The following is a 23,811-nucleotide window of genomic DNA, read 5'->3' as shown; positions in this document are numbered from 1 at the left end:
TCTTACCCTTAATATGTTATTTTAACCACCTGGCCCATCTTTCCTGGGGTTCCGTAGGTCACTCCATTTACCGTTACCACTACCGCTCCGGCATTGCCAAATTTTATATTAACGGGTTTGGTCGAAATAAATTGTTTTTCGGCAGGAGGATTGATTTTACCCGTAAAGACAACCTTATCTTCTTCTTTAACTTCTAACCAGCAAGGCCCGTAAACGGCCCTAACAATAATCGTTTTTTCAAATCTTTTCACCGGCAGTACCCTTTGGCTTTGTTTTTGATAAACTTTACCGGGAACCGGAGGTTTGATGGCCTTACTGGGTTCTTTGGTTATTCTGCCGCTTATAAAAGTATAAAACAAGCCGCTGGTTATAATTAGAAAGAACAACGTAATAAAGACAGTTTTTAATGGTAGAAAAAATTTTTTTTCTTCTTTAAAAGCCTTAACTTGTTTTGTCTGCTCCGAGATAGATTGCTCCGTATTTACCACGATTGTTGGCAAATCTTCGGGCTCGATCGTTACACCTAAAAAGCGGGCATAGCTTTGTAAAAAAGGTTTTATATAAGCTTTCCCAGGAAGTTCATCAAACCTTTCCTCTTCCAAAGCTTGTAGATACTTACTACGGATCTTAATCTCTTCTTCCACTTGCTTAAGGGTTAAACCTAATTGCTCCCGGCGTTTTCTTAATTTTTCCCCAATCATTTTTGTTTCCCTCCTGCCACTTCCCTCCAAAATTCCCCTACTTTTGCGGTTAGCTCATCAATATCTTTTCCGGAAATAACCTTTTTTATATTTTGTAAATAGGCCGTGGATTTTTTATAAAGAGGGTCGTAATAGTCAAGAAGCAGAGTCTTAGTAAAATCATAAAATCTTCGCATTCTTAAATCATCTATAAGCTTTTCCACCTTTGCTCTGCCCAAATAGGGTGTAATACTTTGCAAAGCTTTTATAAACAATTCAATATCAATTTTTTCCGCTTTATATTCAGACATGAGGTTTTCAATACGCTTTTCTTCCGGCAATTCTAACAATACCACCGGTGCTTCCTGCATCTTTTTAAACAATCCTCTGGGAATAAAAAGTTTTCCGATCTTTTGGCTTTCTCCTTCCGTTAAAAAGGGGATTCCCTGCAAATCCTTTAAAACTTCGTATAATTTAGATTCAAAAAATTTTTGGGAGGGCTGGGGCTCAAGCCCCAAATGTCCAAAAACCGAACCCCGGTGATTGGCAAGTTTTTCTAAGTTTAAAACCGGTAATTCTTGCCGTTGTAAGTTTTCTAAAATTTTTGTTTTCCCAACCCCGGTCATTCCGTAGAGAACAATAGGATGCAAATTTTCAACTGTTTCAAAGAATTTAACTACTTCTCTGCGGTAACTTTTATAGCCCCCTTCTAAACGGTAAACATAGATATCAACCATCCTCAGTATTTCTGCCAAAACAAAACTTCGTAAACCTCCCCGCCAGCAATAAATTACGACATCTCCCTGTTCTTTATATTTAAGGATTTCATTCACCATGCGGGGAAGCTTTGGAGATAAAAAATTTAATCCTGCTAATTTTGCCTGGCTTACGCCTTGAAATTTATATATTTTACCTATAACTTCCCTTTCCCAATCACTAAAAAGCGGTAAATTCAGGGCGCCGGGAATGTGATCCTCAATAAACTCTTTAGGAGAACGGACATCAACAAACACCGGATTTTTTAAATTTTTTACGTCGGAAAAAGTTACGCTTTTCATGGAGTATCACCCAAAAGCTAATGAAAGAGTCTCGATTAAGTATAACACCGGCAATTTTTCCGGTCAATAATAAAAACCGGGCATCCGCCCGGTGAATTATTCGTAGTTAAAAACCGTTTCCGCATCCTTTGCCGGAGTTATTTTAAATTCCTTTAACCTCACAATTTTTTCTTCCTTACCCGTTTCGGTATTTACGTAAATTAAATATTTTTCCCCCAGCAATTCACCTAAAAACTCGTACGTTAAGATCTCCTGGTTTCTGTCATTTAAAATCACGGCTTTGCGGGTTCGTAAAATCTTTAAATGCGGGTTAATATTTTTTTTAGCTTTAGCTTCAGTTAAAAGGAGTTTATTAAGCGGTCGTGGCCTATCGTACATGTAATACTGGGTTCCTTCAAAAGCCGTAACATCTCCTTTATCCATTCCCACTTTTACCTTAATAACTTTGGGGTAATATAATATATCACCTACTTTACTAACAAAGGTAATACTTAATTCGTTATCTATTTTATCTATCTCCGTGGGCTCTATGTTTCCAAAACCGAACTTAAGAAGATATTTTTTTGCTTTTTGAACGCATTCATTAACCGTTAAAGAAGGAGAAGTGGTTGGCCTTGTAGTCAAAAAGCTAAGAATTTTGCCCCCGTTAACGGAAACATTATAATAAATTTTCGTTTTAGCTTGACGGTCGATCACTTCGTACAAATACGTCGGAATTAAACCATTGACCCTGGTAACCGGCAAAATCATCCTGCCAGCAGCTTCCTGCCCCAAGAAATCTTTAATTATTGTTTTCGCCTCAATCATGGAAACCGGTTTACCTTTTATTCCTAAAGGGTAGGGATTAATGTTGACAAAATCACCTTCGTAAGCAACCTTTTTATTTCTCAGATCTAAAACATTGTTTTCCACATCTCGCAAGGCATTAACTATCGCTTCCGGCATCAAATCTTCCCGGAGGGAATACAGTTTGGTTTCTTTAGTTATCATAATCGGTTGATTTTTTAAGATATCTACCGCTTTTTCCAGTTTATTGTTAATTTTTTTCAGCTCATTATAGTAGGTTGCCAGGGTTTTTCTTTCTTCAGGGCTCAACGATTTACCTTCGGTATCTTTAATGGCAACGGTATAGGTAAAGTCTCCAACCTGATTGTAAAATGCTTTTGTTTTTTCCAGGGAAAAAGTAGTTACCGGCAGTTGCCCCAAATCTTCCACCACAGCATAAGCCTGCCGCCACCCCTTGGCCGCCTGCTTTAAATTTTGCTGCAGTGACATGGAAACCAATGTTTTTCCCACCTGGGCTTCCAAGGTTTTACTGTGTCCGTATAATTCTTCAAAAGCCCTCCGGTACTGACTATTTAATTCCCAGTAAAGCCGATTCTTTTTTTGACTTTGATCGTAACCCCAGATAAATACACCTACTAACAATAAACTGCCCAGGATAACGGCAATAGTCCTTTTCATTCCATCATCTCCCGAAAACATGTTTGCCAATCCTTGCTATGATTTTTCTGGTCCAAATCCACCGGGAAACCTTTTTGGCCGGATTCCAGAAAAATAGAGCACCATATGTTGGATCCCAACCGCGCAGAGCATCATAGGCAGCTTTAATACTTTCCCGGTTCGGCAGTAGCGACCAAAAACGTCCGTTGGCAACCGATTCAAAAGCACCAGGCTGAAAAATTACTCCGGCAATGGTGTTGGGAAATCCGGGGTGCCGTACCCGGTTTAAAATAACCGCAGCTATGGCAACCTTTCCTGCATACGGTTCCCCTTCCGCTTCCGCCCGAATAATCCGGGCTAAAAGATAAAGATCGCTAATTCCCGAATAAGTGTACGCTTTCGGCTTGGCGGCCAAAACCTGATTGTAATAGTAAGTTACGCTACCCGCCCAGAAAATTACCAGGGTTACTACCGCGATAAGTTTTAGTTTTGTTTTAGTTTTTGTCATTTTCTCACCACCTGTAATCATAGTTTTCTTATTTTACGGTAAGTTTATACAAAAAAAGGACCTTTAAAGGTTTTTTCCTTTAAAGGTCCTTAAACATTTCTTTATATTGTTCGTATGAAATTAACACAGGCCGCGGTTTACTTCCTTCATAGCCCCCAACAATTCCTTTTCTTTCCATTTGGTCAATTAAACGAGCTGCCCGCGCATAACCAATTCTAAGACGTCTTTGGAGAAGGGAAATCGAGGCATGCCCGGCATCCATGACAATTTTCACCGCCTGCGGCAATAACTCGTCTTCTTCCAACTGTGAATCTTCTTCGACATCCAGTTCCTGCTCGAACTCGGACGAAAATTCGGGGTCCCCCTGTTTTTTCCAAAACTCCACCACCGCTTCCACTTCTTTATCGGACATGTAAGCTCCTTGAACGCGAATGGGTTTGGAGGCACCAACCGGAAAAAACAGCATATCTCCTTTTCCTAAAAGTTTTTCCGCACCAGCCATGTCCAAGATAGTACGGGAATCGGTCTGCGAGGAAACCGCAAACGATATCCGTGAAGGAATATTGGCTTTTATTAAACCGGTTATTACGTCCACCGAAGGACGTTGAGTTGCTACAACCAAATGCATCCCGGCAGCTCGCGCCATTTGTGCTAACCGGCAGATAGAATCCTCCACTTCTGCCGGAGAAACCATCATTAAATCGGCCAGCTCATCAATAATAATAACGATGTAAGGCAAATAACTTAAATCCTCGCCACCTTTAGTTAAAACTAAGCTGTTAAAGCGCGTTATATCCCGAACTCCGTATTTAGCAAAAAGTTCATAGCGCCGCTCCATTTCTCTCACAGCCCAGCGGAGAGAAATGGCTGCTTTTTTGGCATTGGTAACTACCGGGCTAATTAAATGGGGAATGCCGTTAAAAGTAACCAGCTCGACCATTTTCGGGTCGATCATCAGAAACTTTACTTCCTGTGGAGTTGCCCGGAATAAAATGCTGGAAATCAGGGTATTTAAACAAACACTTTTCCCCGATCCTGTTGCTCCAGCAATGAGTAAATGAGGCATTTTTTGGAGATCGGCCACAATTGGTTTACCGGCAATATCCTTGCCCAGGGCAAATGCAAGAGGTGAAGCTTGATTCTGAAATTCAGGAGTTTCGATAATTTCTCTTAATACCACCATATTTATTTCTTTGTTGGGAACTTCAATTCCAACCGCGGCTTTTCCTGGAATTGGCGCTTCAATTCTGACATCCGCTGCCGCTAATTTTAAAGCAATATCGTCAGCTAAGCTTACTATCTTACTAACCTTAACCCCGGGGGCAGGTTCCAATTCATAGCGGGTTATCGCCGGTCCGCAGGAAACTTCCTTAACAGTGGCTTGAACCCCAAAACTCTCAAGGGTTTCTTCCAGGATTTTGATATTCTCGGAAATATCCCGATTCATTTGATTGCGGGATGATTTAGGCCGATTTAACAGAGATATTGGTGGCAGTTGGTACTTTTCAAAATCTTTAAGACTTAGCTGTTCAAAGGAAGTTAGATTTTCTTCGGTTTCCTTTATGGTTTTCTTATTTTCGTTCTCCTTTTGGGCAGCCCTATCTTCTGCCTCTACATGAACCGGAAAGCTTTCTGATTGAAAATTAAAAACAGGTTCAGGCGGTGGCGGCATCTCAATAATTACGGGCTCTTTTCTTTGCTTTTTGGGCTTGAGTTCTTCTTCCTCAATAAACAACGGAAAGATGCTTTCCACCACAAAAGCCTTTATTTTATTCAGACCGCCAATGAGATTTTGCATAAATTCTTTAAAAGATAAATCCAAAATTAGTAAAAATCCAATTAAAATAAGGGTTAGGAGCAAAAGGTAGGTGCCTACTAATCCCAGAGATTTTAAGGCACCATAAGTTAGGAGCGCCCCAATTACTCCTCCCCCGTCACCCTGCCAGGCCATGGTAAACATTACGCTTAACGGTAGTTTTATCGTTAAAAAAATCAAAAATGCTGCCACGAGGACAAGTAAACCCGCTTCTTTTTTACCCAAGTGTTTAATAGTATGACCAAAAGAGAGTTTAAAACCAATAGCAAAAATAATTAATGGTAAAAGAAAACTCCCCTGACCGGCAAAAACGGTAAACCAGTACCGGAAAAACAATCCTATCGAGCCGGTTTTATCCGAGAAAATACTGACGACTCCAATCATTCCCAAGAGCATTAAAAAAATTCCCAACAATTCACCGGTAAAACTTTTTTTATTTTTCTGCTTGGTATTCTTGTATTTTGCCATTCAATCCCTCCAAAAAGCGGCAGGTTAAAATTTACCTGCCGCCTGTAACACCAAAATTGTTACTCCCAAAATCCAGACGTAATAGGAAAACCAGGTTAACTTTCCTTTACGCAAGATCTCTAACATAAATTTTACCGCAAAGTATCCTGAAAGCATTGCTGCAAAAAACCCAACAATAAACGGCATCAAATCAATACCCGCTAAATTTGCGTTTTGCTCGACAAAATTTTTTAAATCCAAAACTGCAGCTCCCAAGATGGCAGGAATAGATAGTAAAAAGGAAAATTTTGCAGCCCATTCGCGGTTTAAACCTCTTATTAAAGCCCCGGAAATGGTTAACCCCGACCGGGAAATTGCCGGCAAAATGGCCAATCCCTGAGCTACACCTACAAAAATTGCATCCAAAAAAGTTGTTTTTTCGAGATTTTTTCGACCGCTTTTCTGCCGTTCGGCCAGCCACAGGATTAGTCCGGTAATAATAAATTCAATTCCTAAAGTAGAACCTGAGACAAAAAGCCGTTCAAAGAAGTCCTTAAATCCAAGGCCAATTAAAGCTGTAGGAACGGTACCGGCAATTATAAGAAGAGGTAATCGCCCCCAGGGTTTTTTGATAATTGCCCAAATTTCATCGCGAAAAATAATTAAAAGGGGAACAAGAGTTCCTAAATGAACCAAAATATCAAAGAGCAGAACATTTTCCTTTAAGCCAAAGATTTTTTGCAATAAAACCAAATGCCCGGAACTGGAAACGGGTAAATACTCGGTTAAACCCTGAACAAGTCCTAAAATTAAAGCTTGAAATAAGTTCAATGTCCTCTCCCTTTCTAAATTTCCATTATAATCGGTAAAATCATTGGACGACGGCGGGTCTTTTCAAATAGATATTTTCCTAACGCATCTCTAACCTGACTTTTTATGGCAGACCACTCTAACAAGCCGTGATTAAAACATTTATTTAAAGCTTCGGTAACCTTCTGTTTGGCCTCATCGATTAACTGTTCCGACTCCCGGACGTAGACAAATCCCCGGGTTACAATGTCTGGACCGGCAACAATGTCTCCCGATTCACGGTTTAAAGTAAGAACTACAATAATAATTCCATCCTGGGCCAGCTGTTTTCGGTCCCTTAACACAATATTCCCGACATCCCCCACTCCGAGTCCATCAACCAATACCCGGCCGGCCGGTACTTTTCCGGCAAGACGTCCGGATTTTTTCGTGAATTCCAAAACCTGACCGTTCTCCACCACAAAGATGTTTTGGGGTTTTATGCCTAACTCCCGCGCAATTTCCGCATGCTTAATTAAATGGCGGTATTCTCCGTGAATGGGAACAAAGTATTTTGGTTTTAAAAGGTTGATCATTAATTTTAATTCTTCCTGGCTGGGGTGTCCAGAGACATGAATACCTGAAACCGCCTCGTAAATAACTCTGGCACCCAATTTAAATAACTGGTCAATAATTCTGGAGACCAACTTCTCATTTCCCGGAATCGGCATTGCAGAAATGATAACCGTATCTCCTGCTACAATTTCCACCTGGCGGTGCTCAGACATGGCCATGCGGGTAAGAGCTGACATTGGTTCTCCCTGGCTTCCCGTAGTTAATATAACAACTTGTTTATGAGGGTAGCGGTTTATTTCATCCACATCAATTAACAGTCCATCGGGAATATCCAGATAGCCCAGCTCGTTAGCAATTTCTACCACATTCAACATGCTTCGGCCAACAATGGCCACTTTTCTTTTAAATTTATGGGCGGTATAAATTGCTTGCTGCAACCGATGAACATTTGAGGCAAAAGTTGCAATGATAATTCTACCTTCCGCCACCCTGAACGTTTCTTCAAAGGTATTACCCACGGTTTTTTCCGACAAGGTAAAGCCGGGCCTTTCGGCATTGGTGCTGTCCGACATTAAAACTAAAACGCCTTTTTCTCCAAGTTCCGCTAACTTATAAAAATCCGTAACCTTCCCATCAACCGGAGTAGGATCCAATTTAAAATCGCCGGTGTGGACCACTGTCCCCACAGGAGTATGTACCGCAATTCCTACAGTATCCGGTATACTGTGAGAAACTTTGATAAATTCAATCTTAAACGGCCCAATATTTAAAACATCCCGCGGAGCCACAACATTTAAGCTGGCTCTGGGAATCCCCGCTTCTTTAAGCTTGGCACTTAAAAGCCCCAAAGTCAGCCTTGTTCCGTAAACCGGAACATCAAATTGTTTCAAAAAATAAGGCATCCCACCAATGTGGTCCTCGTGACCATGGGTTAAAAGCACCGCTTTAACTTTATCTTTATTTTCTATGAGATAAGACATGTCGGGAATGACCATGTCAATACCTAACAGTTCTTCTTCGGGAAACATCAGTCCGGCATCGATCACTATAATGGCATCGTTATATTTGATGACCATCATGTTTTTCCCGATTTCTCCAAGGCCGCCTAATGGTATAATTTGAAGTCTTCCATCTTTAATTGGCAATACACCTCCTGCTTAATTTTTAATTTATATTAAACCGCCCATTTGTTAGCTTTTTACAATCTATTGTAATTATAAAAAATAAAAAAAGGAAGGACAAGTGAAAATAGCCTTCCCCAAAGATTTTTTAATTTATAACAAATTAAGGTTTTTCAATTCCCGTACCAGTTCCTCCTTTTCCTCCTCGGTCATGTCCACCAGCGGAAGTCTAAAACCACCAACTTTATGTCCCATTAAATTCAGCGCAGTTTTTACCGGTACCGGATTAGTAGTTATAAATAATGCTTTAATTAAAGGATAAAGCTCCTGGTGGAGGCGAGCTGCCACCGCCACATTTCCTAAAAGAAACTGGTCGATCATTTCCTTTATTTTAAGACCAACAAGGTGACTTGCCACACTAACAACTCCGTAACCTCCCACCGCTAAAATGGGCAGGGTCAAGCTGTCATCTCCGGAAAATACCTTTACCCTTTCCGGTAAAATTCTTATTAGTTCGGTTGCCTGATCGACACTTCCCGCAGCTTCTTTAATTGCCACAACATTTTCCAGTTCGGCAATTTTAGCCATCGTCTTGGGTAAGATATTAACCCCTGTGCGACCGGGAATGTTATAAATCATAACCGGTAAGCTGGTGGCTCCGGCAATTGCCTGAAAATGTTCGACGAGCCCCTTTTGGGAAGGTTTGTTATAGTACGGAGCTACCAGCATAACCCCATCTACTCCGACCTTTTCCGCAGCTTTAGTAAGTTTAATCGAAGCTTCCGTTGCATTGGATCCCGTTCCGGCAATAACTGCTGCTTTTCCACCTACCGCTTCGACAACAGCTTTAAAAAGATCTACTTTTTCTTCAAAGGATAAAGTTGGTGATTCACCGGTAGTCCCCGCCACCACAATACCGTCAGAACCGTTTTCCACCAAGAAACTGGCTAATTTTTGTGCCTGCTCCAGGTTAACCTTCCCATCCCGATCAAAAGGGGTTACCATAGCGGTTAACAATCGTCCAAACACTGCCATCCTTTCACCTTCTTTTAATTTTTTATTCGTTTAGTTTAAAAGCTTTGTGAATAGCCCTAACAGCTTTTTCCATATTTTCCCCATCCACCAGTACCCAGATGGTAGTATACGAGTCGGTGGATTGGAGAATTTCAATTTGTTCCCGCGTTAAGGCTTCCACAATTTTAGCCATAACCCCCGGCACACCGGTCATCCCGGCTCCCACCGCAGCTATCTTAGCACAATTTCGGCGTATTCTCGGGGTAAAACCCATATTTTCTAAAACATCCACCGCTTTTTCCGTCACTTCCCCTTTAACGGTAAACGCCAAGCCCTCGGGACTTATATTAATAAAATCCACGCTTATTTCCGCCAAAGCTAAGCCTTTAAACACCTTTTGGGCCAAATTCACAATTTCCGGGGTATCTTCCCTTAAAATTTTTATCTGGGTTACCCCGGGGATATGGGCAATACCGGTTATAATCCGGTCCCGAATTACTTCAATTACTTCGCCGTAAACTTCAGCGTGGGAGGTGACAAGTGTTCCTTCACCGTCGGTCAGGGTTGATTTAATGCGCAGAGGGATATTTTTTTGCATTGCAATTTCCACCGCCCGGGGATGAATAACTTTAGCCCCTTCATGCGCCAGCTGGGAAATTTCGTTATAAGTCACCACCTCTAAGGTTTTAGCATCCTCAACTATACGCGGATCGGCCGTTTTGATTCCTTCCACATCGGTGTAAATATCAATAAACTCGGCCTTCAAAGCAACTCCCAAAGCCGCAGCAGTAGTATCGCTTCCGCCCCGTCCCAGGGTGGTAACCTCGCCGTCTTCCGTTACTCCCTGAAATCCGCAAACCACAGGGATAAAACCTTCATCCACCGCTTTTAAAATCTTATCGGCTTTAACTTTTAAAATTGATGCCGAGGTAAAGTTATCATCGGTGATAATTCCTGCCTGAGCACCGGTAAACAGTTTTGCTTTATACCCCATTTTGGCCAGGGTATTAACCATAATTACACCGCTAATTATTTCCCCGCACGCCATTAATAAATCCGCTTCCCGAGGTGGCAAATCCCGATTTACCTCGTAGGCAAAGTTTAACAAAGTATCGGTAGCATAAGGGTCGCCTTTCCGGCCAATAGCCGATACCACCACCACCGGTTGATAGCCGGATTCAAAAGTATTAATTATTTTTTGGGCTACCTTTTCCCGGAGTTCCGCCGTCTTTAAACTTGTTCCGCCAAACTTTAAAATGATAAACTTTTTAGCCATTTTGCTTCACACACCCGTACTTTATTAGTAGTTCAGCAATCTGAACAGCATTTGTAGCTGCACCCTTCCGTAATTGGTCCGCAACAACCCAAAGATTTAAGCCATTGGAAATTGTATTATCTTCCCGTATTCTTCCCACAAAAACCTCATCCTGGTCCGAGGCATACAGGGGCATTGGGTACTGCTTTTCTTCAGGATTGTCAATTACTTTTACCCCTGGAGCCTTTTTCAAAAGCTCAATAGCTTTCTCCCGGGTAATTTTAATTTCCGTTTCAATGTTAATGCTTTCCGAGTGACTTCTAAAGACCGGTACCCTTACAGTTGTGGCGGTTACTTTAATTTCCGGATCGTGCATTATCTTTTGCGTCTCTAAAACCATTTTCCATTCTTCTTTTGTATAATACATATCCTGGAATACATCGATGTGAGGAATTAAATTAAAAGCAATGGGATACGGAAAGACGTTGGGTACCGCCTCTTCACCGTTTAAATACGCCTTAACCTGCTGCTTTAATTCTTCTATGGCTTCAATGCCAGCACCGGAAACCGCTTGATAGGTCGAAACAACCAACCGTTTAATTTTTCCATAATCATGCAAAGGCTTTAACGCCACAACCATCTGGATTGTCGAACAATTGGGATTGGCAATTATACCTTTGTGCCATTTAACATCCTCGGGATTTACTTCAGGAACCACCAATGGTACGTCCGGCTCTAAACGAAAAGCACTGCTATTATCAATTACCGTTACCCCTTTTGCTGCAGCAATGCGGGCAAATTCTTTACTGGCAGAACCCCCGGCAAATAAGGCAATATCCATACCATCAAATATTTCCGGTGTTGTTTCTAACACCTTATACGTTTCTCCCCGAAAAACCACTTCTTTACCGGCAGAACGGGAAGTTGCCCCCAGTCGAAGTTCTTTTACGGGAAAGTTTCTTTCCTCTAAAATTTTTAGAATTTCTCCTCCTACCGCACCGGTAGCTCCAATTACTACCACATTATAGCTCAAAAATAACACCTCCAAATATGTTATTAGGAATAGGTAATAAGCATTGGTTGAATTTGTCTTCCCTTTAACGCTTCACTTATAGTATCTTCTAAGTAATTTAAGTTTGCAATTAAAGAATTCGGCTTATCTTTGGGATTATCCTGCCCAAACGGTACAAAAAATATATTTTTTGCATTTAATAATAACCCTAAATTCTTGGCATTCATACCCAAAGCATCGTTGGTGGATATTGCTAAAATTAAAGGCTTTTGGTTTCTTAAGTGGGCTTTAGCAGCCATTAACACAACCGAATCGGTGATCCCGTTGGCCAGCTTTGCCATAGTATTACCGGTGCAGGGAGCAATCACCAATACATCAAAAAGTTTTTGCGGACCGATAGGCTCCGCTTCCGTTAGGGTTGTTATACCCTTTTTCCCGGTAATGCTTTCTACTTTTTGCATGAATTCTTTCCCGTCACCAAAACGCGAAACGGTATTTTGTACACTTTCCGAAAAAATCGGAGTAATATCAAATTTTCCGGCCAATTTTTCCAAAACCCCGAGTAAACCGGGTAATGTACAGTGGGATCCAGTAAAAGCAAAACCAACTTTAATCATCCCAAATCCCTCCAATCCCGCGCCTTACAGTGCTTAAGGATTAATTCAGGTAAAACCTTGGCTAAAAGTTTTCCAGCAGTTTTGGGAGCCACTTTACCGGGAAGTCCCGGTGCTAAAACCGCCTGGATACCAAGGGATTTTGCCGCTTCAAAATCAACTCCACCGGGATTGGAGGCAAGGTCAATTATAACCGCATCTTTCTTAAGTTTTTGCAGTAAATTTGCCGGTAAAACCAGAGCAGGAACGGTATTAAAGACAATATCCGCCTCGACAATTTTTGCTTCTAACTCCTTAAAGGTAACGGGAATATAGCATTGCTCATAAATCCTGGCCAAATCCTTAGGTTTCCGTGCTGCCACAAATACCCGTGCCCCAATTCCAGCTAACATCCGGGCTAAAGTTTGTCCGGTACGGCCAAATCCTATAACAAAAGCATTGCTCCCATGGATGGTTATAGGAATCATTTCCATGGCCATTTGGATAGCCCCTTCGGCCGAGGGAATGGAGTTATAAATTGCCACATGGTCCATTTCGGCAATTTCAATAAGCTCTACACCCAAATCCGCCGCCAAATGTTTTAAATAGCTGTTGGCAAAGCCAACGACAAATAAAACCTCTTCTTTAATGCTGTCCTTGAGTTCGGGAGTAAGGTAATAACTTTCCTCACAAAGAGGCGCAAACAGCTTCCCCTGATGATTTACCCCCGGCATGGGTAATACAACTACATCAGTATCTTTGAGCGCTTCCTCTAAGGAATGACATAAAACGACCTTCGAACGGCGGGCAACCGGTAAACCTAAGACTTTAATAAATGCTCCAAGTTTTTCTAACTCGTCAATCAAATAAACGTTTCGGAGATCCCCTCCTAAAATTGTAAGATTAATTCCCAGCAAGACCTGTTTCATCGCTCCAACCCCCAGTGGTTAAAAGCTAATAGCAGTATATGAACATGGGAGTTGGGCGGTGCTTGTCCTAAAGTTTAAAACAATAATTCATCCAGACCAAACACAAACCTATCCAATTCCAAAACCTTTTTAAGAGCAAATAAGATTCCATCCAAATAGCTTTCCCGGCTGTAAACATCATGCCTCAACGTTAGACTCTGGCCCCTGCCCCCAAATATTACCTCCTGGTGGGCAACTAACCCGGGAAGACGAACACTATGTATTTTTATACCCCTGTAGTCTCCGCCACGGCTCCCGGGAATTTTTTCTTCTTCTTGAATTGCGCTGGGCTGATTTTCCAGGATAGAGCTAAGGAGTTCTGCAGTTTTTATGGCAGTTCCGGATGGAGCATCAACTTTTAGATTATGGTGGTATTCAATTATTTCTACATGGGAAAAATATTTTGCTGCCATTTGCGCCAACTTCATCAATAATAAGGCACCAATAGAAAAATTGGGAGCTATGATACAACCCAGGTTATTTGCATTACTCACATCCTCAATTTTTTTAATCTGCTCCTGGGAAAAACCGGTAGTACCGGAGACCACTCTTACCTTGTTTTCTAACGCTATTAAAATATTAGTAAATGCTCCGGAAGCCCGCGAAAAATCCAAAACAATCTCGGGATTCGTCTTTAAAATTACCTCTTTTAGGTTATCCTCCACCGTTTTACCCAACCGGGAAATACCCAAAATTTCACCGAAATCCTGCCCCACATTTACCACGTCAACAAATCCAACTAACTCATGTTCGGAATGCATTAGAAGGTTTTTACTTATTTCTCTTCCCATTTTACCACAAGCCCCATGCATAACTATTCGCGCCATAAAAATCCTCCTTAATTTGTATAAAAACACATTTTTAATTATTTTCTATTTAAATGCCATTTCTGTCAAGAAAAAAACCGGTCTTCCCGGTTTAATATGTATTATCTAATTCAATTAAAATTACTTCGCTACCAATTAATTTAACCGCATGCCAGGGAATTTCTTTTGGTATATTTTCTTTAAAAAAGGAAAAAATCCCCCCTTTCCCCGGCATGATAACACTTACAATTTCACCGGTTTCTGGTATAATCTGAAAATCCACTCCCTCCACTACTCCAAGGCGGCTTCCGGTTTTAACATTAATTATTTCTTTGCCGGCAAGCTCTTCTAAGCGCATTTACAATTCCCTCCCCAACCGGTTCTAATAAAGCAAGAAGCAAAGAAACAGCAGGAAGGGGTTTTAAGGCAACATCACCTATGACAATTTTTTCGGGAATTTTTATCCCCAAAAATTTTAGGGTTGCATCAAGACTTAAATATATCGCCCCCGCACCGGTTAAAAGCTGTTTTACGGAACTTCCTAATCTAAATTCACTCCTTATACCTCGTTTATACTGCCTTAAAAAAAATAAAAAAATAATTAAAATAAGTAAAAAGGCAAGCATAAAGGTCCCCTTCCGGTTTTATTTTATGCCTGCCCCAAAAGCCTTAGAACCTAAATTAAAAGCCTTCCCACGGACCTATTGAAACTTTGGTAAAATTGTTTAAATCCGAAATTTCCTCAGCCATAGCCTTTATATCTTCCAGGGAAACATTAAAAACCTTTTCAACAATTTCTTCAGGAGAAATGATCTTACCATGATATAAAAACGATTTAGCCAGACGGGACATCCGCGTGGTAACACTTTCTAAGCTCAGTAAGAGGTTACCCTTAATTTGCTGCCGGGCCCGCTCTACTTCCTCTGCAGAAATGTCACCGGTTTTTAACTCCTTCAACTGCTTTTGGATAAGTTCCAAAGCTTCATTTACTTTATTCGGGCCGAGACCGGCATAAATTCCAAATAAACCTGCATCTTGATAAGCTGTGGTATAAGAATAAACGGAATAAACCAAACCGTGTCGTTCCCGTAACTCTTGGAAAAGTCTTGAACTAATCCCACCCCCTAAAATTGTGCTGAGGATGTTTAGGCCATAAATCCGATCATCATTAATGGCATAGCCTTTCGTTCCCAAACATAAATGAACCTGTTCGGAATCTTTACGACGGCTAAAGCTATGTAAATTAAACTCGGGAATCGTTATTTTATCACCTTTTTGTTCCCCCTGGATACTCCCAAATAACTCCATTATTTTATCCAAAAGCTGTTGGTAATTTACCCTTCCGGCCACCGCAATAATTAAATTATCCGGAGTATAGTATCTTTTATAATAATTTACTACTTTTTCCCGGGTTAAACTCTCTATATCCTGAATTTCACCCAAAATAGGGCGCCCTAAAGGATGGTTGTTCCACATTACTTCGGTCAGGAGATCGTGAATTAGCTCGTCGGGCGCATCTTCATACATTCTAATTTCTTCAATTACCACGTTTTTTTCTTTTTCAATGTCTTCCTCGGCAAATTTGGAATTAAAAACCATATCGTGAAGAATTTCTAAGGCCAAAAGGGTATGCTCGTCTAAAACCCGGGCATAGTAACAGGTATACTCCTTGGTAGTAAAGGCGTTTAACTGTCCGCCTACCTGGTCCAGAGATTCAGCTATTTCTTTTGCGGTACGATTAACAGTGCCCTTAAACATCATGTGTTCAATGAAATGAGAAATTCCGCTTTCGTCCCTACGTTCATGACGGGAACCAACTTTAAACCACAAGCCAATGGCCGCGGAACGAACGTAGGGAATCTCTTCTACCAGAACGGTTATTTTGTTAGGTAAGGTGGTAACATGGATCATACTAAACCTCCATCATCTTACTTTTTGTAAATTTTGCTCGGCCAAAAATGCACCATTTAAAAAAAATAATGCCCGAACAAAGGAATCACTGTCTTCAATAACTACTTTAACAAGCTTATGTTCATTACCCACAGAAAATATTTTAACGTCTTTTGTTAAAGTCCACCAGTTATTTTTTTTAAAATACATTTTTTGGCCTTTGGACCAGATAACTTTTTCTTTTAGCTTTTCATCGTTTGTTTTAAAAGTTTTATACACGGCTGTAAACCTATCGGGACAATTTAAAACGGTACCAATTAAGAAACTGTTTCCCCGCCAGGCCCCTACTAAACATTTACCCGCTTCATTGGTTGTACCGGTTTTAACCCCTATTACCCGGAAATCGACAGCTAACAAGCGGTTAGTATTGTGAAATACCCTTGGCTTAAAGCCACTTTGCGCCTCATATTGTTTGGTTTTACATATATTGGCAAATTCATCTTTTAATAATGCGTAAAAGGTCAAAACGCTTAGGTCTTTCGCCGAAATTTTGTGACCCGGGGCAGAAAGGCCTGAGGGGTTTTTAAAAGAAACCGAAGTTAAACCCATTTGTTTTAAATAATAATTTAATATTAACATAAAATTTTCCTTTCCTACAACCCACGCCAGGGCATTTGCCGCATCATTTCCCGATTCCAACATTAATCCGTAAACAAGGTCAATTACAGCAATTTTTTCGTTGGGTTTAAGGTAAATTTTGGTACCCGCTACCCGCACCGCTTCAGGTTTTACCGTTAGGGTAAAATCCTTCGGATAAAGGTCCAATGCTGTTAAAGCGGTAGCAATTTTGGTGGTACTTGCCGGTGGTAGGGGAAAGTCTTGGTTTTTGGCCTCAATGATTTGATTAGTAGTTGGTATAAAAAAGTAATAAGCTTTTGCCTTTATTTCCCCATGGACTTTTACCGGTAACGTTAACAAACATAAAAGCAATGGAATCAAATATCTCTTCATCAATTATCACCAATTGTATTGTTGCCAAATAAACGTAAAATATTAATCCAGGATTTCCCCAACGGTAACTATCCGGTAACCTTTAGCTTTTATTTTTTTTATTAAAATGGGCAGTACCTCCAAGGTTTGCGGCATGGGATGAATTAAAATAATTGCTCCGTTATTTAAATTTGGCAAAACCCGGTTAATAATTGTACCCGGCCCCGGTTTTTGCCAATCAATGGTATCAATGCTCCACATAACCGTCCTATATTTGAGATTGGTAGCGGCTTGTAAAACATTTTTTCCCCTCTCCCCGTAAGGCGGAGTAAAAAGATAGGTTTTATAACCGCAAATTTCTTCAATAACTCTTTCGGTTTTCAGAATTTCTTCCTCATTTTCCTTAACCGAAAGTAGGTCCGGATGTTTGTGTAAATAGCCGTGATTGCCAATTTCATGGCCGGCATTTTTTATTTGCCTTACAACTTCCGGATGTTTTTTGGCCCAAATCCCGCCAAGAAAAAACGAAAACTTTACCTGTTCTTCTTCTAAAATTTTCAGCATTTCAGGAATTATTTCCTCACCCCAGTAAACATTACATAAAAAGGCTACCTGTTTTTTTTCCGGGTTTCCCTGGTATACGGGATTCATGTAGCCGCTAACCACCACGGTCCGTTCAAAATAAAAGCAAAGCATAAAGGTTAAAATTAAAAAGCTCAGGGCTAAAGCTTTTTTCAAAATATAGATTCGCATGCCCACCCTCCCCTCTTTTTACCATAATTTTACGACCGAGAAGGGCTAAAAAGAACAAAACCCGTCTTAATGGGACGGGTTTTTCTTGACTTTATCTATTGCTCTTAAAATTGCCGTAAGAACCTCGGTGCGGTCCGCAATTTTGGTAAAATTTAAACGGGTAATAACTTCACCTCGTTCGGTAACAACGTATTTGGGTGGCAACTGGTTTAAAGCTATGGCTTTGATGTCTAAAAGGCAGCGCTCACACTTACAAACGTCCTGGGTGGGCAAAATTTCCTGAAGTATTTCCTCCACCACTTCTTCGGTATAATTACGCAATACCGGCATTGCCTTCTCCCCCTATAAACATTTTTTATAAAACTTTAGCAGAACCGTGGTAAACCAAACCCCTCTGGGGATCCAGAGTTAACTTTTCCCCATCTTTAATTATTGAAGTAGCACCATCGACCCCAACTATTACAGGTATCCCAAATTCTAACCCCGCAATAGCCGCATGCGACGTAAGTCCTCCCGCTTCAACTACCAGTCCCGCGGCCTTTTCAATAGCCGAAACAAAATCTCTGTCGGTTGCTTCGGTTACCAAAATATCTCCCGGCTGAATCCGCTCGATTGCTTCCCTGGCGGTTCGACAGACCCGAGCCGTTCCGGTTATAGGCCTCGTTCCTATGCCAACACCTTTGGCCAAAACATTTCCCGCTACATGGACTTTCAAAAGGTTGGTTGTCCCTTTTACGCCCACAGGTACTCCGGCGGTAAGCACCACCAAATCGCCAGGTTTTAAAAGCCCACTTTCTAAAGAGGCTTCTATTGCTTTACTTAACATTTCATCGGTAGAATCGGAGGTTTTAACCAAAAGGGGAAATACCCCCCAAACCAGTGTCAACTTTTTAAGTACCTTCATATCCGGTGTAGCAGCAATAATAGGAACCGCCGGGCGGTACCGGGAAACCATTCGCGCCGTATAGCCCGAAGAAGTAGGCGTGATAATTGCCCCCGCATCCAATTCTTCAGCGGTGGTAACACTGGCATGGCTTATGGCATCGGTTACAGTTTTAAAAGATTTTGTGGTAGGTTTATTTAGCTTTCGTAACGTGAGTAATTTTTCTTCCGCTTTTTCCGCAATCCGCGCCATTGTTTTAACCGCTTCTACCGGATATTTCCCGGCCGCCGTTTCCCCCGACAGCATTACCGCATCGGTGCCGTCAAAAATAGCATTAGCCACATCGGTAGCTTCGGCCCTGGTCGGACGTTTATTTCTAATCATTGAATCTAACATCTGGGTGGCGGTGATTACCGGTTTACCATTTTTATTACACTTTTCAATTATTTCCTTTTGCACCAAAGGCACATCTTCCGTTGGAATTTCTACTCCCAGATCCCCCCGGGCAACCATTATCCCATCCGCAACTTTGATGATTTCATCGATGTTTTCGACCCCTTCTTGGTTTTCGATTTTAGCAATTATTTCCATGTCCGCTCCTTTTTCTTCCAGGTAACGCCGTAAAGCTAACACATCCGCTGCTTTTCGGACAAAAGAGTGGGCAATAAAGTCCGCTCCAATTTCAATACCAAAATCAATATCCTTCCGGTCCTTTTCGGTTAAAGCCGGTAGATTAACTTTAACTCCCGGTAAATTTACTCCTTTGTTATTGGATAACTCACCACCGGTTATAACCCGGGCAATAACTTTATTACCCTGAATATCTTCGATTTTCAATTCTATTAACCCATCATCTAAAAGAATAGTTCCTCCGACATTAACATCCCGGGCTAATCCCGGATAATTTACTGGAACTCTCAAACCTTGACCCTCTGCTATATCCGGATCAAATACCACTAAGTCCCCTTCTTTTAAGACAATTTTTCCGTTTTCAACTTTACCAATGCGAATTTCCGGACCTTTTGTATCAATTAAAATTGCCACCGGGATTCCTACTTCTAAAGACGCCCGTCTAACCTTTTCAATTCTCTCCCGGTGCTCCTCGTGACTGCCATGAGCAAAATTAATTCTGGCCACATTCATTCCGGATATAATCATTTCTTTTAAGATACCTACGTCGTTTGAAGCCGGCCCAATTGTACAAACAATCTTGGTGCGTTTCATTTTAATTCTCACCCCGGTATTAAATCGATAAAATATCGGCTAAGCGATAATATTCAAGGTCAATTTGCTTTTTCCCCGAAAAAGCAGTTTCCAGGGGCTTTAAAACATATTCGCCCTTCTCAAAGGCAACCATCATCCCTTGGGAAATCCCCTCTCTTAAGGCATCAACCGCCATAGCACCCATCCGGCTTGCTAAAATTCGGTCAAAAGCCGAAGGGCTTCCACCCCGCTGGATGTGGCCTAAAATCGTTACCCGGGTCTCAAAACCGGTCTTTTCCTTAATTACTTCTCCCAGCTTAATGCCGCTTCCCGCGCCCTCAGCAATGATAATTATGCTATGTAATTTTCCCCGCTGATGGCTCTTAATTAACTTTTGGCAAATTTCCTCGATAGAGTAAGGTATTTCCGGGATAATTATCGATTCAGCTCCTCCAGCAATTCCTGCTTCTAAAGCTATAAACCCGGCGTTTCTTCCCATAACCTCAACAATGAAGGTACGTTCATGGGAAAAGGCAGTATCCCGTATTTTATTAATAGCATCTACCACCGTATTTACCGTCGTATCAAAACCAATTGAATAATCGGTACCATAAATGTCATTGTCAATAGTTGCGGGTATACCGACCACCTTTACCCCAAATTCCTCATAAAGTTTTAAGGCTCCCTGGAAGGAGCCATCTCCTCCAATAACCACCAAACCTTCGATGCCATGGTTTTTTAAATTTTGAAAAGCTCTTAACCTGCCTTCATAAGTTTTAAATTCTAAAGAGCGGGCAGTTTTTAAGATCGTTCCGCCCCTTTGGATGATGTCACCAACACTGCCCAAACTCATTTCTTTTATCTCATTATTAATTAAGCCGGCATAACCTCGTTCAATTCCGTAAACTTTTATCCCGTGAAAAAGGGCTTTTCTAACTACCGCCCGAACCGCTGCGTTCATTCCCGGTGCATCGCCACCGCTGGTTAAAACCCCAATGGAGTTCACAAGCTTACGCCTCCCTCTACAATGCCGCTCCCTATAGAGCGATACCGCTGATACCGTCTTCTTAACAGCTCTTCTACGGGAATTTCTCTTAAGATTTGCAGATTTTTAACAACTTCTTCTTTAACCGCCTTTAATGTTTCCGCTGGATTCCGGTGTGCTCCTCCCAACGGCTCGGGGATAATGCCATCTATTAACCCAAACTCCAATAAATGCTCGGAAGTAAGTTTTAAAAGTTCGGAAGCTTCCTGGGCGCGGGATGAGTCTTTCCAGAGAATTGCCGCAAAGCTTTCCGGAGCAATAACCGAAAAAACCGCATTTTCTAACATCAATAACTTATCACCTGCTGCCAACGCTAAAGCTCCGCCGCTTCCGCCTTCCCCCGTAATAACGGCTAAAACCGGAGTTTTTAAGCTAATAAGTGTGGCAATTGCTTCGGCAATAGCCTGAAACTGCCCTCTTTCTTCCGCTCCAATTCCGCAAAAAGCCCCTGGTGTATCGATAAACGTTAAAACCGGCCGTCCAAACTTCTCTGCCTGTTTAAATAAACGAATGGCCTTGCGATATCCTTCGGGATGAGCCATGCCAAAATTTCTCAAGATATTTTCCTTGGTATCTTTCCCCTTTAAATTTCCGACGATAGTAACCGGGATATTTTCTATTATCCCTATACCGCCAATCATCGCCGGATCATCACCAAAGCGCCGGTCACCTTTCAATTCAATAAAATCATCGCAGAGGTAATTTATATAATCCCGCGTATTGGGCCGCTCGGGATGTCGGGCCAATAAAACCCTCTGCCAAGGAGTTAGGTTCTGGTATATTTCCTTTGCCAATTGCTGGGCCTTGGCCGAAAGCAATTCTAACTCGCGGGAAACATCAATGTTTTTCTCTTCAGCAAACTTTTTTAAGTCAGATATTTTATTTTCTAATTCAACCAAAGGCTTTTCAAACTCAAATAAAAAATTTGCCATACGCTGCCCCCAATTTACTTTTGGCTGTGCCAAGCCAAGAGTTTTGTAATAACTTCTTTTTGCTGCTCTCTGGAAACCACAGCATCGATAAAACCGTGCTGCTCCAGAAATTCTGCCCGTTGAAAACCTTCGGGAAGCTTTTGCCGGATAGTTTGCTCAATAACCCGGGGTCCGGCAAATCCTATTAAAGCCCCCGGTTCAGCCAATATTATATCACCCAAGGCTGCAAAACTTGCCGAAACACCGCCGGTAGTAGGATCGGTCATAACTACCAAATAAAAAATTTTTTCTGCATTTAAACGATTTACCAGTTGAACCGTTTTGGCCATCTGCATTAAAGAAAAAATTCCCTCCTGCATCCGAGCTCCTCCGGATGCAGTAAAGACTACAAGCGGTAGCTTTTTCTCAAGAGCTTTTTCCATCGCTAAACATATTTTTTCCCCTACAGCCGTGCCCATACTGGCCATAATAAAATTCGGGTCCATTATTGCCAAAACTACTTCTCTACCATTAATTTTTCCCAATCCGGTAACTACCGCTTCTTTTAAGCCGGTTTTTTCCCGGGCTTCCGCTAACTTTTCTTCATATCCTGGAAAATTTAAAGGATTGCCCCCATTAATTTCCCGGCCAAATTCTACAAAACCATTTTCATCGCATAAGAGTTTAATTCTTTCCCAGGCACTAATTTTAAAATGATACCCGCATTTTGGACAAACTTTAAAATTTTTCTCCAATTCCTTGTTAAAAATAATTTCCCCACACCGGGGACATTTCTGCCACAAACCATCGGGAATCTCTTTCTGTTTAGTTTCCGGCTTTACAGTTACATACTTCGATTTGCGAAAAAAGTCAAACATACCAAAACTCCTTTACATTTCATTTAAAATTTCCATCGCTTCTTCCACTTCTGCTTCGGGTACCATAACTTCATAGGTGGAATTGTCTCCTTCGATCCCTATTGGTTTAATCTTTACCAAAAATCCTTCTTTCGCTAAAGCCTCCTGAACCCTTAAAGCTTCTTTTTTATTAGGCGCAATATAAACCACAGTCCACATACAATTCCCTCCGGCTCTTTATTCGTTTTTTATCACACCATGCTTGGTATAAATTTCCGCTTTTCCTCTAATTTTAATTGCTGAAGTATGCTCGGTAAACTGGGCCACCATAACTTCACCCTTATCTAATTTTTCTGTATGGTGAAATTTGGTATCTTTTCCGCGGGTCAAGCCCATAATAGTTACCCCATTTTCTAAAGCTTTCACGACAATATATTCGGCATTTATTGCCGAGTTAAAAGCAAAATTATCACACACCACCAATCACTCTCCTTCTCGAAAAATTGATTGCTGTAACAAGCAATTTTTTATACTTTCGGTTTTGCCGTAAACAATTAATTTATCCCCCGCTTCCAGTACTTCATTTCCCCGGGGAGAGTGAATAAAACTGCTACCCCTCTCAATGGCCATGATAAATATTCCTTTGTCCCTTATCTTACTCCCAGCTATGCTTTGACCAACCAGAGGTACGTCCGGATGGAGAATAAACTCCGCCACCCCATAATCATCAGAAAGCTTTAAAACCTCCCAAAAAGTTTGGTGATGAAGGAAAGACTTTTTTATTTGCTTTTCCAAACCTCTCTCAAAAATATTTATTAAATAGCGGTTGGAAAATAGTAAAAAACCTCCCACAAAAATTGAACCGGCAATTAATACCTGATGAGGTGTAATCTTTTTCGTCCACGAACCAAACACCGAACCAACCACCGTGGCCATCCCCAGGTAACTTATTACCATTAAAACGGAAATTACCCTGCGTCTTAAGGGATGCTGGACAATTAATTCCGATTCCCGGGTGGTAAAGCCAACGGAAGTTAAGGCTGATAAAGCCTGAAAGCGTGCTTTACCGATTTCCATTCCTGTTGATTTTAAAATTATTGCGGCAATTTCCATAATCAAAATCAATAAATAGAAGGTTAAAACTAAAATAATCAGGCTCATACCACCACTCCGCTTTTAGCTTACAATAGGGG

At 41.3% G+C, this 23,811-nt stretch carries 26 protein-coding genes; all 26 read right to left on the bottom strand.

The features are described 5' to 3' along the window. Positions 1-8: 8 nt before the first annotated feature. The gene (locus tag CARFE_RS0107600; protein WP_028052325.1) at positions 9-701 is read right to left on the bottom strand and encodes a helix-turn-helix domain-containing protein; all 693 of its coding nucleotides are present in this window, start codon (positions 699-701) and stop codon (positions 9-11) included. Next, a complete protein-coding gene (mnmH, locus tag CARFE_RS0107595) occupies positions 698-1,738 on the bottom strand; it encodes a tRNA 2-selenouridine(34) synthase MnmH (protein WP_028052324.1) in 1,041 nt (346 codons plus the stop codon). The genes CARFE_RS0107600 and mnmH overlap by 4 nt, the downstream gene beginning before the upstream one ends. 96 nt (positions 1,739-1,834) lie before the next feature. Then, entirely contained in the window at positions 1,835-3,202 is a 1,368-nt protein-coding gene (gene ypeB / locus CARFE_RS0107590; RefSeq protein ID WP_028052323.1) for a germination protein YpeB, read from the bottom strand. A 4-nt stretch (positions 3,203-3,206) separates the two neighbouring features. After that, complete coding sequence (locus tag CARFE_RS0107585; protein ID WP_028052322.1) at positions 3,207-3,689, bottom strand: cell wall hydrolase; 483 nt, start codon at positions 3,687-3,689, stop codon at positions 3,207-3,209. Between the two features lie 79 nt (positions 3,690-3,768). Then, a complete protein-coding gene (locus tag CARFE_RS0107580; RefSeq protein ID WP_028052321.1) occupies positions 3,769-5,973 on the bottom strand; it encodes a DNA translocase FtsK in 2,205 nt (734 codons plus the stop codon). 24 nt (positions 5,974-5,997) lie between these two features. Then, positions 5,998-6,783: an undecaprenyl-diphosphate phosphatase gene (locus tag CARFE_RS0107575; protein WP_028052320.1), complete on the bottom strand. Its 786-nt coding sequence runs from the start codon at positions 6,781-6,783 to the stop codon at positions 5,998-6,000. Positions 6,784-6,797: 14 nt separating this feature from the next. Beyond that, the gene (locus CARFE_RS0107570) at positions 6,798-8,396 is read right to left on the bottom strand and encodes a ribonuclease J (protein ID WP_245570762.1); all 1,599 of its coding nucleotides are present in this window, start codon (positions 8,394-8,396) and stop codon (positions 6,798-6,800) included. A 195-nt stretch (positions 8,397-8,591) separates the two neighbouring features. Beyond that, a complete protein-coding gene (gene dapA, locus CARFE_RS0107565; protein ID WP_028052318.1) occupies positions 8,592-9,473 on the bottom strand; it encodes a 4-hydroxy-tetrahydrodipicolinate synthase in 882 nt (293 codons plus the stop codon). 22 nt (positions 9,474-9,495) lie between these two features. Further along, positions 9,496-10,728 (bottom strand): aspartate kinase, encoded by a 1,233-nt coding sequence (dapG, locus tag CARFE_RS0107560; protein ID WP_011344076.1) that lies wholly within the window; start codon positions 10,726-10,728, stop codon positions 9,496-9,498. Further along, the gene (locus CARFE_RS0107555; RefSeq protein ID WP_028052317.1) at positions 10,721-11,740 is read right to left on the bottom strand and encodes an aspartate-semialdehyde dehydrogenase; all 1,020 of its coding nucleotides are present in this window, start codon (positions 11,738-11,740) and stop codon (positions 10,721-10,723) included. Before CARFE_RS0107555 ends, dapG begins: the two co-directional genes overlap by 8 nt. 23 nt (positions 11,741-11,763) lie before the next feature. Then, positions 11,764-12,336 (bottom strand): dipicolinate synthase subunit B, encoded by a 573-nt coding sequence (gene dpaB / locus CARFE_RS0107550; protein WP_028052316.1) that lies wholly within the window; start codon positions 12,334-12,336, stop codon positions 11,764-11,766. Continuing rightward, positions 12,333-13,241, bottom strand: a complete 909-nt coding sequence (dpaA, locus tag CARFE_RS0107545; protein WP_028052315.1) for a dipicolinic acid synthetase subunit A — start codon at positions 13,239-13,241, stop codon at positions 12,333-12,335. Before dpaA ends, dpaB begins: the two co-directional genes overlap by 4 nt. A 74-nt stretch (positions 13,242-13,315) precedes the next feature. Continuing rightward, complete coding sequence (gene dapB, locus CARFE_RS0107540) at positions 13,316-14,107, bottom strand: 4-hydroxy-tetrahydrodipicolinate reductase (protein ID WP_028052314.1); 792 nt, start codon at positions 14,105-14,107, stop codon at positions 13,316-13,318. Between the two features lie 91 nt (positions 14,108-14,198). Further along, entirely contained in the window at positions 14,199-14,444 is a 246-nt protein-coding gene (locus CARFE_RS0107535; RefSeq protein WP_028052313.1) for a YlmC/YmxH family sporulation protein, read from the bottom strand. Next, positions 14,407-14,712 carry a hypothetical protein gene (locus CARFE_RS14670; RefSeq protein WP_011344070.1) on the bottom strand — a complete coding sequence of 102 codons (306 nt, stop codon included), beginning with the start codon at positions 14,710-14,712 and terminating at the stop codon, positions 14,407-14,409. Before CARFE_RS14670 ends, CARFE_RS0107535 begins: the two co-directional genes overlap by 38 nt. Positions 14,713-14,767: 55 nt before the next feature. Continuing rightward, positions 14,768-15,997 (bottom strand): M16 family metallopeptidase, encoded by a 1,230-nt coding sequence (locus CARFE_RS0107525; protein WP_028052312.1) that lies wholly within the window; start codon positions 15,995-15,997, stop codon positions 14,768-14,770. 12 nt (positions 15,998-16,009) lie between these two features. Then, complete coding sequence (locus tag CARFE_RS15600) at positions 16,010-16,987, bottom strand: D-alanyl-D-alanine carboxypeptidase family protein (RefSeq protein WP_051250223.1); 978 nt, start codon at positions 16,985-16,987, stop codon at positions 16,010-16,012. 42 nt (positions 16,988-17,029) lie between these two features. After that, entirely contained in the window at positions 17,030-17,719 is a 690-nt protein-coding gene (locus CARFE_RS0107515) for a polysaccharide deacetylase family protein (RefSeq protein WP_028052311.1), read from the bottom strand. Positions 17,720-17,785: 66 nt separating this feature from the next. Then, on the bottom strand, positions 17,786-18,049 hold the full coding sequence (locus tag CARFE_RS0107510; RefSeq protein WP_028052310.1) for a late competence development ComFB family protein: 264 nt from the start codon (positions 18,047-18,049) through the stop codon (positions 17,786-17,788). Positions 18,050-18,074: 25 nt separating this feature from the next. Then, a complete protein-coding gene (pyk, locus tag CARFE_RS0107505; protein ID WP_028052309.1) occupies positions 18,075-19,826 on the bottom strand; it encodes a pyruvate kinase in 1,752 nt (583 codons plus the stop codon). 19 nt (positions 19,827-19,845) lie between these two features. Further along, positions 19,846-20,811: a 6-phosphofructokinase gene (gene pfkA / locus CARFE_RS0107500; RefSeq protein ID WP_028052308.1), complete on the bottom strand. Its 966-nt coding sequence runs from the start codon at positions 20,809-20,811 to the stop codon at positions 19,846-19,848. Next, entirely contained in the window at positions 20,808-21,782 is a 975-nt protein-coding gene (locus CARFE_RS0107495) for an acetyl-CoA carboxylase carboxyltransferase subunit alpha (protein ID WP_028052307.1), read from the bottom strand. Before CARFE_RS0107495 ends, pfkA begins: the two co-directional genes overlap by 4 nt. 14 nt (positions 21,783-21,796) lie before the next feature. Next, positions 21,797-22,639 (bottom strand): acetyl-CoA carboxylase, carboxyltransferase subunit beta, encoded by an 843-nt coding sequence (gene accD / locus CARFE_RS0107490; RefSeq protein WP_028052306.1) that lies wholly within the window; start codon positions 22,637-22,639, stop codon positions 21,797-21,799. A gap of 12 nt (positions 22,640-22,651) precedes the next feature. Continuing rightward, complete coding sequence (locus tag CARFE_RS0107485; protein ID WP_028052305.1) at positions 22,652-22,837, bottom strand: DUF2007 domain-containing protein; 186 nt, start codon at positions 22,835-22,837, stop codon at positions 22,652-22,654. An 18-nt stretch (positions 22,838-22,855) separates the two neighbouring features. After that, positions 22,856-23,098 (bottom strand): trp RNA-binding attenuation protein MtrB, encoded by a 243-nt coding sequence (mtrB, locus tag CARFE_RS0107480; RefSeq protein ID WP_051250230.1) that lies wholly within the window; start codon positions 23,096-23,098, stop codon positions 22,856-22,858. Between the two features lie 3 nt (positions 23,099-23,101). After that, positions 23,102-23,779, bottom strand: a complete 678-nt coding sequence (locus CARFE_RS0107475; protein ID WP_028052303.1) for a cation:proton antiporter regulatory subunit — start codon at positions 23,777-23,779, stop codon at positions 23,102-23,104. Positions 23,780-23,811: the final 32 nt, after the last annotated feature.

It is taken from the genome of Carboxydothermus ferrireducens DSM 11255 (genome assembly GCF_000427565.1).
Lineage (GTDB): Bacteria > Bacillota > Z-2901 > Carboxydothermales > Carboxydothermaceae > Carboxydothermus > Carboxydothermus hydrogenoformans.
This window is presented reverse-complemented; position numbering and strand designations above follow the sequence as displayed.

What these genes read in the sequence shown, in the direction of transcription:
- CARFE_RS0107600 (WP_028052325.1), bottom strand. Translation starts at nt 701, where the DNA reads ATGATTGGGGAAAAATTAAGAAAACGCCGGGAGCAATTAGGTTTAACC.
- mnmH (WP_028052324.1), bottom strand. Translation starts at nt 1,738, where the DNA reads ATGAAAAGCGTAACTTTTTCCGACGTAAAAAATTTAAAAAATCCGGTG.
- ypeB (WP_028052323.1), bottom strand. Translation starts at nt 3,202, where the DNA reads ATGAAAAGGACTATTGCCGTTATCCTGGGCAGTTTATTGTTAGTAGGT.
- CARFE_RS0107585 (WP_028052322.1), bottom strand. Translation starts at nt 3,689, where the DNA reads ATGACAAAAACTAAAACAAAACTAAAACTTATCGCGGTAGTAACCCTG.
- CARFE_RS0107580 (WP_028052321.1), bottom strand. Translation starts at nt 5,973, where the DNA reads ATGGCAAAATACAAGAATACCAAGCAGAAAAATAAAAAAAGTTTTACC.
- CARFE_RS0107570 (WP_245570762.1), bottom strand. Translation starts at nt 8,396, where the DNA reads ATGATGGTCATCAAATATAACGATGCCATTATAGTGATCGATGCCGGA.
- dapA (WP_028052318.1), bottom strand. Translation starts at nt 9,473, where the DNA reads ATGGCAGTGTTTGGACGATTGTTAACCGCTATGGTAACCCCTTTTGAT.
- dapG (WP_011344076.1), bottom strand. Translation starts at nt 10,728, where the DNA reads ATGGCTAAAAAGTTTATCATTTTAAAGTTTGGCGGAACAAGTTTAAAG.
- dpaB (WP_028052316.1), bottom strand. Translation starts at nt 12,336, where the DNA reads ATGATTAAAGTTGGTTTTGCTTTTACTGGATCCCACTGTACATTACCC.
- dpaA (WP_028052315.1), bottom strand. Translation starts at nt 13,241, where the DNA reads ATGAAACAGGTCTTGCTGGGAATTAATCTTACAATTTTAGGAGGGGAT.
- dapB (WP_028052314.1), bottom strand. Translation starts at nt 14,107, where the DNA reads ATGGCGCGAATAGTTATGCATGGGGCTTGTGGTAAAATGGGAAGAGAA.
- CARFE_RS0107535 (WP_028052313.1), bottom strand. Translation starts at nt 14,444, where the DNA reads ATGCGCTTAGAAGAGCTTGCCGGCAAAGAAATAATTAATGTTAAAACC.
- CARFE_RS14670 (WP_011344070.1), bottom strand. Translation starts at nt 14,712, where the DNA reads ATGCTTGCCTTTTTACTTATTTTAATTATTTTTTTATTTTTTTTAAGG.
- CARFE_RS0107525 (WP_028052312.1), bottom strand. Translation starts at nt 15,997, where the DNA reads ATGATCCATGTTACCACCTTACCTAACAAAATAACCGTTCTGGTAGAA.
- CARFE_RS15600 (WP_051250223.1), bottom strand. Translation starts at nt 16,987, where the DNA reads ATGAAGAGATATTTGATTCCATTGCTTTTATGTTTGTTAACGTTACCG.
- CARFE_RS0107515 (WP_028052311.1), bottom strand. Translation starts at nt 17,719, where the DNA reads ATGCGAATCTATATTTTGAAAAAAGCTTTAGCCCTGAGCTTTTTAATT.
- CARFE_RS0107510 (WP_028052310.1), bottom strand. Translation starts at nt 18,049, where the DNA reads ATGCCGGTATTGCGTAATTATACCGAAGAAGTGGTGGAGGAAATACTT.
- pyk (WP_028052309.1), bottom strand. Translation starts at nt 19,826, where the DNA reads ATGAAACGCACCAAGATTGTTTGTACAATTGGGCCGGCTTCAAACGAC.
- CARFE_RS0107495 (WP_028052307.1), bottom strand. Translation starts at nt 21,782, where the DNA reads ATGGCAAATTTTTTATTTGAGTTTGAAAAGCCTTTGGTTGAATTAGAA.
- accD (WP_028052306.1), bottom strand. Translation starts at nt 22,639, where the DNA reads ATGTTTGACTTTTTTCGCAAATCGAAGTATGTAACTGTAAAGCCGGAA.
- CARFE_RS0107485 (WP_028052305.1), bottom strand. Translation starts at nt 22,837, where the DNA reads ATGTGGACTGTGGTTTATATTGCGCCTAATAAAAAAGAAGCTTTAAGG.
- CARFE_RS0107475 (WP_028052303.1), bottom strand. Translation starts at nt 23,779, where the DNA reads ATGAGCCTGATTATTTTAGTTTTAACCTTCTATTTATTGATTTTGATT.